This window comes from Imperialibacter sp. EC-SDR9 (assembly GCF_902498805.1).
Taxonomy (GTDB): Bacteria; Bacteroidota; Bacteroidia; order Cytophagales; family Cyclobacteriaceae; genus Imperialibacter.
Genome location: NZ_LR701583.1, coordinates 155,959 through 170,449, shown reverse-complemented (window position 1 = coordinate 170,449; position 14,491 = coordinate 155,959). Strand labels below are relative to the sequence as shown.

The window sequence follows — 14,491 nt, the reverse complement described above, 5'->3', positions numbered from 1 at the left end:
TAGGATGCAAACAATATAGTTAATAATACGCAGCCACTACCTGATTTGAAAGCCCTTTCCCCATCGGTGGTTGATAATCCGACCGTAGGCAGGGTTCTTTTCGTTTGAAAGGAGTAAAACCAGAACTACTCTTTTACCTTGTAAAAAAGGGTCTTTCCATACCAGCCATTGGAATTGAACCTGACCGTTATCCTCAGTACATCGCCAACGGTATATACACTATCAGGGAAGGAGGAATAGACGATGGAGTTTTCATAGTTGTTGCGTCCATTCCAGCCGTTTGTTGAATACTTGACCAGCTCGGTGCCAGTAATGTCAATGACCCCTTCATCATTTCTTTGCGTCAGGTAACGAACGGAGCTAGCATCTGAGCCAGCCTCCACCAGGAGCTCCTGCTGCGAATTAAGATCAACAAAAAGGGTGTCGTCATAGATTACTTCCGCATAGGTATCTTTAAAAATGACGTAAGGTGCGGGGTCGTCGTAGTAGCAAGCAGTAAGTGTGGCTGTCATGAGGACGAAAATGTTCAAAGATGCCTTCATATGGTTGTATGAGTAAGATAGTTTTTAAAAGACAACTCCACCTTGTAAAGGCTTCCAGAATGAGTGGGATATTTTTCCTGGCTTAATTCGTACGGTTTTTTATCTGAAAATTTCAGATATTGAAGTTTATTGCGGCATGAGGCTATATTCCTGTTAGATGAGAAATTCTTTGTTTCTGGTGTTTATGTTGCTTTTAAGTGTAAGCTTAAGGGCGCAGGAAGGCCGTAAGTTCAAAGTAAGGCCCGGAGAAGTGACTAAGTCAGTGATTCCGTTATCTGAAGTATTCAGGTTTGCCTCATTTGAGTACGGAGATGTAGATTTGGTCAGTGGATCCACTATCGAGGCACTCCTTAATTATAATTTACTCTTGAGGGAAATGCTTTACATTAATTATGCTGGCGATACCGTAAGTATCAGTGCAACGGCTACAAAAAAGATCACGGTCGGAGGATCGGAGTTCTACTCGTTTCCCGGTAATATGTGGGTGGAGGTGATAGCCGGTGACAAAAAACTTCAGTTGGGCGTTCATCAGGTAGTAGGGCTTGCGAAGACCGAGGTTTTTGGAGAGCAATATCGTGACGGAATAACCCCATTTAGAAATATTGAAAGGGGCATATACCCGACGTACAGGGAGCTTTATAACCAGAAAGCCAGGTACTGCATGCTGCTGACGAAGCAGACGGCCTACTATTTTATAGACAAGAACAAAAGGATTAGTCGAGCCAAAAGATCAGTTATCGTAAAACTTTTTCCACAGTATTCAAATGAAATAAAGTCCTTCATAAAGGAGAAGTCGATTAAAACGAATCAGGAGGAAGATCTTAGACAACTTGTTGCCTTTTGCCACCAAATAGGCGATTAACGAATATTTTCTCACTCCTCTGATCTTCAATGAGGATTCATGTCCCGTTTTCCAAGTAATACAATTCTAAGCATTCCAATTGTCTATCTTTGCGTTTTTAAAGAAGATACGCATTGCAAAAAGAATTTCAGTTTCAGGTACTACCCGAAGAGGCCGCCGACCAGGAAGCGCTCTATAAGCTGGCTAGCCAAAAGGCCTACATCCCGTTTTCAGACATCAGGCATGTGGAGGTGCTCAAGCGGTCGATCGACGCCAGACAGCGCATTATCAAAGTAAATCTCACTGTGCGGGTGTATGTGAACGAAGATTTTAAGGAGGAACAGGCTTGGCTGCCAGACTATCCTGACGTATCCACAGCGGAAGAAGTAGTCATTATTGGGGCCGGGCCTGCCGGACTTTTTGCGGCGCTGAGGTGTATCGAATTGGGGAAGAAGCCCGTCATCCTTGAAAGAGGCAAGGACGTCCGTGACCGCCGCCGTGACCTGAAATCTATTAACATCGACCATATTGTCAATGAGGACTCGAACTACTGTTTTGGTGAAGGGGGCGCTGGCACTTATTCAGACGGCAAGCTTTATACCCGCAGCAAGAAACGGGGCGATGTGCAGCGGATTTTGAAGCTGTTGGTGGGCTTTGGGGCAACGAGAGAAATACTCGTGGAGGCTCATCCGCACATTGGCACTAATAAATTGCCAGAGATCATTACTGACATCCGGGAGTGCATCTTAGCCCACGGTGGTGTGGTGAAATTCAATACCAGAGTAACCGACATTCTGCTGAAAGGCGATGCTATTGATGGCGTGACAACTGCTTCCGGAGATATTATTAAAACGAAAAAGGTCATCCTGGCCACCGGCCATTCGGCCAGGGATATATTTGCACTGCTCGATAGAAAAAAGATCGCTATAGAACTCAAGCCTTTTGCATTGGGAGTGAGGGTGGAACATCCGCAGTCGTTGATCGACACGATTCAGTACAAATGCGAAGACCGGGGTACCTATTTGCCCCCTGCTCCCTATAGCATCGTGAAGCAGGTAGGTAGCGGTACCAACACCCGTGGCGTGTATTCTTTCTGCATGTGTCCGGGAGGGGTGATTGCTCCCTGTGCCACAAGCCCCGGCGAGGTGGTGACAAACGGGTGGTCACCTTCGAAAAGAGACCAGCCAAGCGCTAACTCGGGCATAGTGGTAGAGCTGCGGCCGGAGGATTTTAAAGCGTTTTCCAGTAAGGGCCCTTTGGCGGCTATGGCTTTTCAGCAATCCATTGAGCAATTGGCCTGGAAAGAAGGTGGACAGACGCAACGTGTCCCCGGACAAAGACTGATCGATTTTACCAATGGTAAACTATCAGCTGATGTACCGGAAACATCTTACAAGCCTGGCGTCACTTCTGTGGAACTAGGAAGCGTGTTGCCAGACTTCATTTACAAGACACTTCAGGAAGGCTTTAGGGAGTTTGGTAAAGCCATGAAGGGCTACCTGACCAATGAGGCAGTAGTGCATGCGCCGGAGAGCAGGACTTCATCTCCGGTGCGCATTCCCCGTGATCCGGAAACACTCGAGCATATTGCCGTAAAAGGACTGTACCCCTGCGGAGAGGGGGCAGGCTACGCTGGCGGCATTGTTTCGGCGGCCATTGATGGGGAAAAGTGTGCAGAGAAGGCGGTGGGGTATGTGGCGGCGGTTGTTGGTGAGTGAGGACACTCAACAAGGCGGCTGCTTTTGAGGCTCGTGAGTGAAGATATTCACCAGAGCCGAGCCAACTGAGAACATTCATACTTCAGTCTTCACTCAGCAATTAAAATCTCATTCTTTTGAAGGATATTATTGGCATTAGCGCTACATTTCTGGCAGAACTCAACAACTAAAGCAAATAGCCATGGCAAAAGGAACATCGCCCCAAAAAGGTAACGAAAAAAAGGAGCCTACTAAGAATCTGAAAGAGAAAAGAGCTGAGAAGAAGGCTAAGAAAGCATCAAAAAGGGATTAAGTTCCCTTTTTTTATTCTACGTAAGTGTACTCCAGCCTGTAGCTCATGGAAGAGAGCCACAACGCTTTGTTGATTGATTTCAACTCCACCAGGTTGCTATTGGAATCGTAAGCTCGTTTCTCTTCTTTGATAAGCTCGTTGTTAAAGGAGTAAAATGATGAGTGTCTGCGCAGTTCTCCGTCATAAACATGGATGACATAGTTGTTAAGTTCGCCGGTGGAGGAATAAGCCGTCTCCTTTTTTAATGTGCCGCTGTCATTGTACTCAAAGACCGTATATCTCTCAAGCAACCCTTTGTTGTCAAACTCTTCAGATTTTGCAAGTAGAATACCTTCGTAGCTGAACTTCCTTTCTTTTTTGAGGCCGATCTGTGGGTTTTCCACACTTTCTTTTGTCTTGACACCGTCTCCCGAATAGAAGATATTTTTCACTTCGATCAACAAAAAGCCATTTGGTTCTCCTGTGTTGGCTACATAAGTAGAAACGGAGCTTACCCTGTCCTCGCTGTCATACTCAAAACTTTGGTATTGAGCGATATCGTCCATGCCGCCCACGCCTGGCGTTACTATCCTGGAAACTCTGTCATTTTCATCATACTCGTAGCTTTCGATAACGTTACCTGGAAGGCTACTACTTTCGAGGCCATACAAAGTCACTTGCTGTAGTTGTGCACCTGAACTGTACTGAGGCAGATTATCCCGGTTCTTTTTGCTATCTACGTCCTCTTTTTGGCAGCCAAATGCAAAAATAAGAAGGAGGACTGAGGGTAAAGTGTAGTTTTTCATAGACGAGACTATTGGTAACTACCAGACACTAATCTATAAAAAATGGTTGAACTTTATTCGTAAAAATCGATCAAAGCTCCAAAATAAGTCGTATTCCAGCCTTCTACAATGTCGTCGTAGTCCTCATCGGGAATGTTGCTATGGCGAAGTTCCGCCGACGTGCCATTTTTATGAGGATGGAGTATGATGGTCACTATCGAAGCCTCTTCCTGCTCGCCAAAATACCACTGCTGCACAATTTTTCTTCCAGGCTCAAACTCCAGGTTCTTCCCAACAATGCTTCCTTCCCAAAGAGAGAATTCTGAGCCTGGTTCGGTCGACATTTCTGCTTCTTCACCTGTCCAGGCATGAAGGGAGGCGGGGTGTGTAAGAGCGGCGAATACTTCTTCTGGTAGGGCAGGTACGATGTAGTATTTTTTATAGTCTTTCATTCAAACGAATTACTGATTTGATATTGCTGATTTCAAATTTGATGCTGCCATCGGCACTGCTTTTTATGCTAAAAATCCTTAAGAAAAACCAAAGAATGATTCCCTTATTCGCATTTGCGATTGCCATCTGGAAATTATATGAATCAACCTGAAAAATAAAATTCTTTATTCAGCTTTATTTGGCCAATATCAGTTGGGTAGAAACGGGCGAGCATGTCGCTCACTTTGGTTAACTTTAAGGAATCATTGACCCAATATCCATTTCGTTAATTTTTATGTCACATACCGAATCACCCTACAAGCCGAAAAATCACATCAGGATAGTCACTGCTGCTTCGTTGTTCGACGGCCATGATGCTGCCATCAATATCATGCGCCGGATTATTCAGGCCACAGGCGTAGAGGTGATTCACCTGGGCCACAACAGGTCAGTGCAGGAAATTGTCGACTGCGCTATTCAGGAAGATGTGCAGTCCATTGCTATCACCAGTTACCAGGGTGGGCATGTAGAGTTTTTCAAGTACATGTACGACCTGCTTAGAGAGAAAGGGGCCGGTCACATCAAGATATTTGGGGGGGGAGGCGGAACCATCCTGCCCACGGAAGTAGAGGAGTTGCATGCCTACGGTATCAACCGCATTTACTCGCCGGACGACGGCCGTACGATGGGGCTTCAGGGTATGATCAATGACCTTATCGCAGGAAGCGACTTCCCCATTGGTGATCACCTCAACGGAGAGCTTGGTAGCTTGAAGAAGAAAGATGTGAAGTCGGTGGCCAGGCTGATATCGGCCGCTGAGAATTTTCCAGAAGTTGCTCAGCCACTGCTACAAAAGATAGATGCTGAGGCTGCAAAAAGCAAGGTGCCGGTACTGGGGATCACAGGTACCGGTGGTGCTGGCAAGTCCAGCTTAGTTGATGAGCTGGTGCGGAGGTTTTTAGTTGATTTCGACGACAAGCATATCGGAGTGGTGTCGGTTGACCCATCCAAAAGGAAAACAGGCGGTGCCTTGCTGGGAGACAGGATCCGCATGAACGCCATCCATCACCCCAGGGTTTACATGCGGTCGCTGGCCACACGGCAGTCGAACCTTGCACTGTCGAAGCATGTACAGGAAGCTGTGAACATTCTCAAAGCCGCCGAGTTTGACCTGATTATTCTTGAGACCTCTGGCATTGGTCAGTCGGATACAGAAATCACCGATCACTCCGACGTGTCGTTGTACGTGATGACGCCGGAGTACGGTGCAGCTACTCAGCTGGAAAAGATCGATATGCTCGACTTTGCCGACATGATCGCTATCAACAAGTTTGACAAGAGAGGCGCCCTTGACGCCGTGCGGGATGTGAAGAAACAGTACAAGCGCAACCATGGCCTTTGGGAAACACCAGACGACCAATTGCCAGTATTTGGCACCATTGCCAGCCAGTTTAATGACCCCGGCATGAACACGCTGTACAGGAAGCTGATGGATAAGATTGTAGAGAAAACAGGTGCTGGGCTGGCGTCTGCTTCCGCATCGTCGGACGAACTCTCAGAAAAGATTTTCATCATTCCTCCCAAGCGTACCCGCTATTTGTCGGAGATTACTGAGACCATCAGGCACTACAATCAGTGGGTGGAGGATCAAAAGGAAGTGGCACAAACGCTTTACAGCATCAAAAAAACCATAGCCGCAGCAAAGAAAGCCGGAGAGGACAAGGTGTTGGGAGAGAAGCTTGATGCACTTTTTGAGAAGACGTCGCTTGACCTTGACCCCAAAAACTTAAAAGTGATTGAGGAATGGCCTGAAAAAGTACAGCGGTATAAAAGCGGGGAATATGTTTATTCGGTAAGAGGGAAGGAGATTAAAGTGCCTACTCATTCTGAGTCGCTCTCACACACCAAAGTGCCCAAAATAAGCTTGCCCAGGTATGACGGCTGGGGCGACGTGCTGAAGTGGAATTTGCAGGAGAATGTGCCGGGAGAGTTTCCTTACGCCGCTGGCGTGTTTCCTTTTAAGCGCACCACCGAAGACCCTACCCGGATGTTTGCCGGAGAGGGCGGCCCGGAGCGCACCAATAAGCGCTTCCATTATGTGTCGAAAGACAATGCGTTTGCCAGGTTGTCGACTGCTTTCGATTCGGTGACTTTGTACGGAGAAGACCCCGATCACCGGCCCGACATCTATGGCAAGATCGGCAACTCAGGGGTGAGCGTCTGCTCGCTGGACGATGCCAAGAAGCTTTACTCCGGCTTTGACCTGATTGACCCGACTACATCGGTGTCGATGACCATCAACGGGCCGGCGGCTACTATCTGTGCTTTTTTCATGAATGCTGCCATTGACCAGAACTGCGAGAAATACATCAAAGCGCAGGGCCTCGAAGCGGAGGTGAAGGAGAAAATCACCCAACTCTTTAAGGCCAAAGGAATGACGCAGCCTGTCTACAGTGGTGCGATTCCTGAGGGTAACAATGGGCTGGGGCTTATGCTGTTGGGTGTTACCGGAGATCAGGTGATGCCTGCTGATGTGTATCAAAAGATCAAAGCTGATACCCTTTCAAAAGTTAGAGGTACGGTGCAGGCCGATATCCTCAAAGAAGACCAGGCGCAAAATACCTGCATTTTCAGCACGGAATTCTCACTGAAAGTAATGGGTGACGTGCAGCAATATTTTATCGATCAGAATGTTCGGAATTTCTACTCTGTATCTATCTCGGGCTATCACATTGCTGAGGCAGGTGCCAACCCCATTTCTCAGCTGGCCTTTACCTTGTCGAACGGGTTTACCTTTGTCGAGTATTATGTCAGCCGTGGCATGCATGTCGACGATTTCGCTCCTAATCTCTCCTTCTTCTTCAGTAATGGTGTCGATCCGGAATATTCGGTTATCGGCAGGGTAGCCAGAAAAATTTGGGCGAAAGCTATGAAGCTGAAATACGGTGCCAACGAGCGTTCTCAAATGCTGAAGTACCATATCCAAACCAGTGGTCGGTCGCTACACGCACAGGAGATCGACTTCAACGACATCAGAACGACGCTTCAGGCCTTGTATGCCATTTACGACAACTGTAATTCGCTACATACCAACGCCTACGACGAGGCCATTACCACCCCGACGGAGGAATCGGTGCGTCGTGCCATGGCCATCCAACTCATCATCAACAAGGAACTGGGGCTGGCCAAAAATGAAAACCCATTGCAGGGCTCCTTCATTATCGAAGAACTGACCGATTTGGTCGAGGAAGCTGTTATGGCAGAGTTTGACAGGATCACCGAAAGAGGAGGAGTTCTGGGTGCTATGGAAACCATGTACCAACGGAGCAAAATCCAGGAAGAAAGCCTTTATTATGAGACAATGAAGCACAACGGCGACTTCCCGATCATTGGCGTGAATACCTTCCTTTCTTCCAAAGGCTCACCAACCATCACGCCCATGGAAGTGATAAGGGCCACGAAAGAGGAAAAAGAATTTCAGATTGAGTCACTCAACAACCTGCAGAGGTTCAATGAAGGCAAGTCTCAGGAGGTGCTTTCGAGCCTTCAGCAGGCTGCCATCAGCAATCAAAACATGTTTGAGGAGCTGATGGAAGCCGTGAAGTACTGTTCTTTAGGGCAAATCACCCATGCTTTGTATGAAGTGGGTGGGCAGTACAGGAGGAATATGTAAAGCCTTATACCTTCTTCGGAGGCAAGTCAAAAGCAATGGCTTCGTGTTCAAAGTGCTCTTTGTGCGACCCATCGCAGAATGGCTTGTTGGCGGATTTTCCGCAACGGCACAAGGAAACGATTGTCCTTCCCTGAAGGCCGTATGCATTGCCTTCTTTGTCTACGATTTCAAAATCCCCGTCAATTTTCAGAGAGCCATTATTGTTTACTGTGATTTTGGTCATGGATGTTTTTTTGACGCAAATGTAGAAACTTAGAAACCGGATAAAAGGAAATCGGCTTGTGGTGTGTAGTTTTGTGTCTAAATAGTCTGAATATCTCAAAATCCTTGAGCTTGCCTTTCGATCCACTAGCATTCGATCTTCCTGTTGTCGACATTATTCCGCAGATAAAGGAGAGTCTGGCTAAGGAAAACACCCTGATTGTGAATGCGCCTCCGGGAGCGGGAAAAAGCACGCTGCTACCACTAGCGCTGATGGACGAGCCCTGGCTAGAGGGTAAAAAAGTACTGATGCTGGAGCCCCGGCGCCTGGCGGCCAGATCGATCGCCACCAGGATGGCTTCAATGCTGAATGATGAGCTCGGAAAGAAAATTGGCTACCGGATCAGGTTCGAAAACAGGACGTCGGACCAGACGCAAATTGAAGTGCTCACCGAAGGCATTCTTACCCGATTGATCCACTCCGATAATGCGTTGGAAGGCGTGGGGATGGTCGTCTTTGATGAGTTTCATGAAAGGAGCCTGCATGCGGATGTGGCCCTGGCACTTTGCAGAGAGGTGCAGCAGGTGCTGCGGCCCGATCTGCGCATCATGATCATGTCGGCTACGCTGGATATGGAACGGTTGCCTGAGCTGATGAAAGCACCCGTAGCGGTAAGTGAAGGTCGGCAGTATCCCGTAGAGGTGATCTACACTGGCGAGCAGGACCTAATGATGTTGCCGGAAATGACTGCCAGAACCATTCTCAAAGCATCGAGGGAAAGAGAAGGCGATATCCTGGCTTTTTTTCCCGGAGAAGGGGAGATCAGAAAATGCGAGGAGCTGCTCAGAAAAGAAATGACTGACTTCGCCATCCACCCGCTTTACAGTCAGCTACCACAAAACCAGCAATTCGCCGCCATTATGCCCGGTAAAGACGGGCGCAGAAAAGTGGTGCTTGCTACGTCCATAGCAGAAACCAGTTTGACCATTGAAGGCATCAAAGTGGTGGTGGACACAGGTTACGGCCGCACGTCGAAGTTTGACCCCCGCTCAGGACTTTCAAGGCTGGAAACCGTACAGATATCCAAAGATTCCGCCGACCAACGTGCGGGCAGGGCTGGCAGGCTGAGCCCAGGCACTTGCTACCGTATGTGGAGCAAGGCCACACAGGAGCGGCTGGAGCCACACCGAACTCCCGAAATCATGGAAGCTGATCTGGCCAACCTTGTGCTGGACATGGCGCAGTGGGGCATTGTGGATGTTAAACAGCTTACGTGGTTGACGTCACCGCCTAAGGGCGCTCTGGCTCAGGCTTCAGACACCCTGCATCAGTTGGAGGCCCTTGAAAATGCCAAAATTACTTCTCATGGCAAGAAGATGCATGAGCTGCCTTGTCACCCTCGCATTGCCCACATGTTGCTAATGGCAAAGGAATCTGACAAGGTGGAGTTGGCTACCGACCTGGCTGCCGTGCTGGAAGAACGAGACCCCTTACCACGGGAAGCTGGCATCGATATCACCTTGCGGATTGAGGCCTTGCGGAGGTTTCGGGATAATGGCGGGCAGGGAAAGCAGTTTGGGAGAATAGAAAAGGTAGCGGAATCGTACCGGAGAATATTTAGCCTTGAAGGGGATAATGGCGTTTTTGACCCCTATGAGGTCGGTTTGCTATTGGCCTATGCATACCCTGAAAGAATTGCCTGCGCAAGGCCGGGCAATAATGCCCAGTTTCAGCTTGCCAACGGCAAGTATGCCATGGCTTCACATAAAGACGATCTGGCTCACGAACCATGGCTGGCAGTGGCTCACCTCGACGCCCGTGATGGTATGGGAAAGATTTTTCTGGCTGCTCCGCTTAATCCTAAAGTTCTCACACCCCTGGTGAAAGAAAAGGAAATAGTGACCTGGGACACCAGAAAGGGAGGCCTCATAGCCTCACTCGATTTGAGGATTGGAAGCATCGTCCTTCGTTCGAAACCATTGCCAACACCCGATGAAGGCCAGTTGATACAAGCGATAAGTGAAGTCATAGCTAAGGAAGGGGAGGCGCTTCTAAGCTTTGACGATAAGTTCGTTCAATGGCAGAGCCGGGTAATGAGCTTAAAGAAATGGAATCCGGAGCAGGGCTGGCCCGCTGTAAGTACTCATTCACTGTTGGCGACAAACGGAGAGTGGCTTGGCCCTTATTTGTCGGGCATAAAGAAGCCGGAGGATCTGAAGAAGATTGACCTTGTTGAGGTGCTTTATAGTTCGCTGGACTGGGAAACTCAAAAGGAGCTTGAGATATTGGCCCCAACACATATTGAGGTGCCGAGCGGATCAAGAATTAAGCTTCAGTACTTTTCCGCCGGGGAATCCCCGGTGTTATCGGTAAGGCTTCAGGAAGTATTTGGGCTTGCTGAAACCCCAAGAATAAATGGCGGGAAAACAGCGGTGGTGCTGCATCTGCTATCGCCGGGATACAAGCCAGTGCAGGTAACCTCAGACCTCAAAAGCTTCTGGAGCAATGCCTATTTTGAGGTTAAAAAGGATCTTAAGAGAAGGTATCCGAAGCATTCCTGGCCCGATGACCCCTGGACAGCCCTGGCCGTACGAGGCGTTCAAAGAAAGGGTAGATGACGCTGCCCGAGGCTTTTAGCAATTCAGGGTTTACCTTTCCGTGCCGGGTGTTAGGTCAATTTGATGAACCACAGAGCTTTTCCATCACGCTGGCCACTTTGGTGTCGCCAAGCTCACTGGCCATCGATAAATCGCTACAGCCTCCCTGCTTGTCACGGAGTCTAATCTTCTCGATGCCTCTAAGTTTATAAGCCCTGCTCGACTGAGGGTTGATTTCAATGACTTTTGTGAAATCCTCTATGGCACCTCTGTAGTCTTTCAGTTTGTCTTTGGCGGTTGCCCGGTAGTAAAATGCCTCCTCGTGGTTCGGAGAGAGTTTTACTACTTCGGTGAGGTCTTCTATGGCACCGTTGAGGTCTAGCGTCTCAATCTTTGCCATTCCTCTCACATAGTAAGTCTTTAACTTGTCAGGGTCGTCAATCAGGTACTTCAGGGCGTTGGTGTAATCTTCGATGGCACCTGCGTAGTTTTTTAATTCGGCACGAGCATTACCTCTATCGTAATACACTTCCCCCTTCAGTCCATACAGTTGGATGGATTTGTTGTAGTCAACAATGGCGGCTTCATAATCCCCTTTAACGGCACTAACGTACCCTTTGCCCCACCAATACTGGGCGGAATCTGCGTCGGACGCTTTCTCCTGGGATTTCGATTCCCCATTGAAAAATACGACGAAGAGGACTCCTACGGTTAATAGCTTCTTAATCATGCTGGTCGACTAAATCAGTTAATCTCAATTTCCGAAAAAAAAAATACAACGTCGCTCGATCACAATGTTTATAAATCGGTAAAACAAATTATTTCAGGCGGCGCAGTTACAAACTAGTAAAACAGAAAAAAACGAAAGTGGATAACTAAAATTACTCATGTAAGTTTATAATGTTCACTGGTGTTGATATCACATTATCGTTAAAGGTAACCCCTAATAATTATTTTTTTTATTACTTAAGTCCTATAATTAATGTAGACCTGACAGTGTTTAAGAAAAATAGGCTGTGAAAGAGTGCTATTTTTTGTCAAAAGTCATCGAAAATGGCCAGTTGACGGCAGAAACACCCCTTTTTGTATTTGGTTTTGATGTCATATCAAATGAGATTTTCGCCCCTTTCACCAACCCGGAATGAGCGAGCCAATTTTTATCATACACACTTCCATTGTAGACCACTTCATTAACATAAAAATTTGCATGATTGTTTTCCGTTGCAAGAATTTCAATGTTTTTACCGTTTTCCAGGGAAATCATTACTTCTTTGAACAGTGGAGCTCCCAACACATACTGATCTGTGCCAGGGCATACCGGATAAAAACCCATAGCTGAGAATACATACCAGGCGGAGGTTTGTCCGTTGTCTTCGTCGCCACAGTAACCGTCCGGGGCAGGGGTGTACAGCTTGTTCATGACTTCACGGATCCAGTACTGCGCCTTCCAGGGTTCTGAAGTGAAATTGTACAGATAGGTCATATGCTGGATGGGCTGGTTTCCGTGTGCATATTGTCCCATGTTCATGATTTGCATCTCTCTGATTTCGTGGATGGTGAAGCCATAATAGCTATCGTCAAAGAGCGGTGGCATGCTAAAGACAGAGTCGAGCATATTTATAAACATTTTGTCGCCACCCATGAGTTGCTTTAGCCCTTCTATGTCGTGAAAAACTGACCAGGTATAGTGCCAGCTATTGCCCTCAGTGAATGCGTCTCCCCACTTGAGCGGATTAAAAGGAGATTGAAAACTGCCGTCTTCATTCTTACCTCGCATGAGTTTTGTCTCGTTGTCAAAAAGATTCCGATAGTTTTGTGAGCGCTTTTTGTAGAGATCGATCTCTTTCTGAGGCTTGTTGAGTGCTTTTGCCAGTTGATAAATGGTGAAGTCATCGTAGGCATATTCCAAAGTGCGTGCGGCGTTCTCGTTGATGCCAACATTGTAGGGCACGTAGCCCAGCTTATTGTAGTAGGGAGCACCCCTTCTGGCTACAGCGTCCATGGGACCTTCGGTATTGGCATCCTTTTTCAACGCTTCGTACAGCGTATTGATGTCATATCCTCTGAGGCCCTTTATATAAGCATCGGCCACGACAGAAGCTGAGTTGTTGCCTACCATTACGTTTCGGTATCCCGGACTTGCCCATTCCGGCAGGAAACCTCCCTCTTTGTAGTCGTTGATGAGCCCCTCCTGCATCTCTTTGTTGATAGACGGGTAAAGCAGATTGAGCAAGGGATAAAGTGCCCTGAAGGTGTCCCAAAATCCGGTGCCAGAAAACATGTAGCCGGGAAGTACTTGTCCGTTATAGGGGCTGTAGTGCACGATTTTTTCCTGCTCGTTCAACTCGTACATTTTTTGAGGAAACAGGAGTGTGCGGTAGAGGCATGAATAGAATGTGCGCATCTGATCGATTGAACCGCCGTCGACAGTCACCACGCCAAGCTTTTCGTTCCACACTTTTTCTGCTTCGGTTTTTACTTGCTCAAAGGTTTTGTCGCCCACTTCTCTTTTGAGGTTGATGACGGCCTGTTCAAGGCTTATGAAGGAGGAGGCTACCTTGAGGTGAACTACTTCACCCTTTTTTGTTGAGAAGCCAACGGCTCCCACAGCATGCCCTTTCTTGAGCGTGTCGGAAACGCTCCAATTCACTTTTTTATCCAGCTCAATGATAAAATAGTTGCGGAAATTGTCCGGCACGCCACCACTGTTTCTTACTGTGTAGCCGGTTATTCTGCCGTTTTCTTCGTCTATGACTACTTCCGAACCTTTGTCGAAGCCGTCGATAACAAGCCAGGTGCTGTCTGCCTCCGGGTAGGTGAGCCTGAAAATAGCTGCTCTTTCAGTGGGGGTTATTTCTGTTGTTATATTAACGTCGGCCAGATAAACGCTATAGTAATGCGGCTGGGCTATTTCAGCCTTGTGGGAGAACCAGCTCGCTCTTTTGTCTTGGTCAAACTTAACCGTTCCTGTGCCTGGCATAAGACTGAACTGACCATGGTCATTCATCCAGGGTGATGGTTGATGGGTTTGTTTGAATCCCCTGATTTTGTCAGCATCGTAGGTATAGGCCCAACCGTCGCCCATTTTTCCTGTTTGTGGAATCCAAAAGTTCATGCCCCAGGGCACGGCAATTGCCGGGTAGGCGTTGCCATTGGACAGCTCCATTTTTGAATCTGTTCCCATGAGCGTATTGACCAGCGCAACGGGATTTTGCGTGGTTTGTGCCTGTAGTGCAAAAGACAAAAGGCAACAAGGGATAAGTAAGAGTAACCTCATAGAATACTGGTTGAAAAGCTATTTGAGCTGGCGAATAATAAAACAATTGGCGCTATCTGGAGAAGCTCAACGCCATTCCCCAAGTACCATCTGTAAAAGTAAATACTTAGATATTGTTTAGCCAGACTGAGAAGTCATTTTTCGGACTTAAAT

10 protein-coding genes are annotated in these 14,491 nt (G+C 47.6%); 4 read left to right on the top strand and 6 right to left on the bottom strand.

Going from position 1 to position 14,491, the window contains the following annotated elements; all coding sequences use genetic code 11:
• Positions 1-125: 125 nt before the first annotated feature.
• Complete coding sequence (locus GC130_RS12715; protein ID WP_151998698.1) at positions 126-542, bottom strand: hypothetical protein; 417 nt, start codon at positions 540-542, stop codon at positions 126-128.
• Between the two features lie 157 nt (positions 543-699).
• On the opposite strand from GC130_RS12715, the gene GC130_RS12710 reads away from it, so the two are divergent.
• Together GC130_RS12710 and GC130_RS12705 are read left to right on the top strand one after the other, a co-directional pair.
• The gene (locus GC130_RS12710) at positions 700-1,404 is read left to right on the top strand and encodes a hypothetical protein (RefSeq protein WP_151998697.1); all 705 of its coding nucleotides are present in this window, start codon (positions 700-702) and stop codon (positions 1,402-1,404) included.
• Between the two features lie 113 nt (positions 1,405-1,517).
• Positions 1,518-3,101 (top strand): NAD(P)/FAD-dependent oxidoreductase, encoded by a 1,584-nt coding sequence (locus GC130_RS12705; protein WP_151998696.1) that lies wholly within the window; start codon positions 1,518-1,520, stop codon positions 3,099-3,101.
• Between the two features lie 303 nt (positions 3,102-3,404).
• Here the strand turns inward: GC130_RS12705 and GC130_RS12700 are convergent, their stop codons facing one another.
• On the bottom strand, positions 3,405-4,178 hold the full coding sequence (locus GC130_RS12700; RefSeq protein ID WP_151998695.1) for a hypothetical protein: 774 nt from the start codon (positions 4,176-4,178) through the stop codon (positions 3,405-3,407).
• Between the two features lie 53 nt (positions 4,179-4,231).
• Complete coding sequence (locus tag GC130_RS12695; protein ID WP_151998694.1) at positions 4,232-4,609, bottom strand: SRPBCC domain-containing protein; 378 nt, start codon at positions 4,607-4,609, stop codon at positions 4,232-4,234.
• 275 nt (positions 4,610-4,884) lie between these two features.
• Between GC130_RS12695 and GC130_RS12690 the strand changes: the two genes are divergently transcribed.
• Positions 4,885-8,262, top strand: coding sequence for a methylmalonyl-CoA mutase family protein (locus GC130_RS12690; RefSeq protein WP_151998693.1), 3,378 nt, complete (start codon positions 4,885-4,887; stop codon positions 8,260-8,262).
• A 4-nt stretch (positions 8,263-8,266) separates the two neighbouring features.
• Here GC130_RS12690 and GC130_RS12685 read toward each other — a convergent pair whose 3' ends face one another.
• Complete coding sequence (locus GC130_RS12685; RefSeq protein ID WP_151998692.1) at positions 8,267-8,485, bottom strand: CDGSH iron-sulfur domain-containing protein; 219 nt, start codon at positions 8,483-8,485, stop codon at positions 8,267-8,269.
• Positions 8,486-8,595: 110 nt separating this feature from the next.
• On the opposite strand from GC130_RS12685, the gene hrpB reads away from it, so the two are divergent.
• The gene (hrpB, locus tag GC130_RS12680) at positions 8,596-11,082 is read left to right on the top strand and encodes an ATP-dependent helicase HrpB (protein ID WP_151998691.1); all 2,487 of its coding nucleotides are present in this window, start codon (positions 8,596-8,598) and stop codon (positions 11,080-11,082) included.
• 55 nt (positions 11,083-11,137) lie between these two features.
• Here the strand turns inward: hrpB and GC130_RS12675 are convergent, their stop codons facing one another.
• Together GC130_RS12675 and GC130_RS12670 are read right to left on the bottom strand one after the other, a co-directional pair.
• Positions 11,138-11,791: a tetratricopeptide repeat protein gene (locus GC130_RS12675; RefSeq protein ID WP_151998690.1), complete on the bottom strand. Its 654-nt coding sequence runs from the start codon at positions 11,789-11,791 to the stop codon at positions 11,138-11,140.
• 297 nt (positions 11,792-12,088) lie between these two features.
• Positions 12,089-14,338 carry a GH92 family glycosyl hydrolase gene (locus tag GC130_RS12670; RefSeq protein ID WP_151998689.1) on the bottom strand — a complete coding sequence of 750 codons (2,250 nt, stop codon included), beginning with the start codon at positions 14,336-14,338 and terminating at the stop codon, positions 12,089-12,091.
• Positions 14,339-14,491 lie beyond the last annotated feature (153 nt).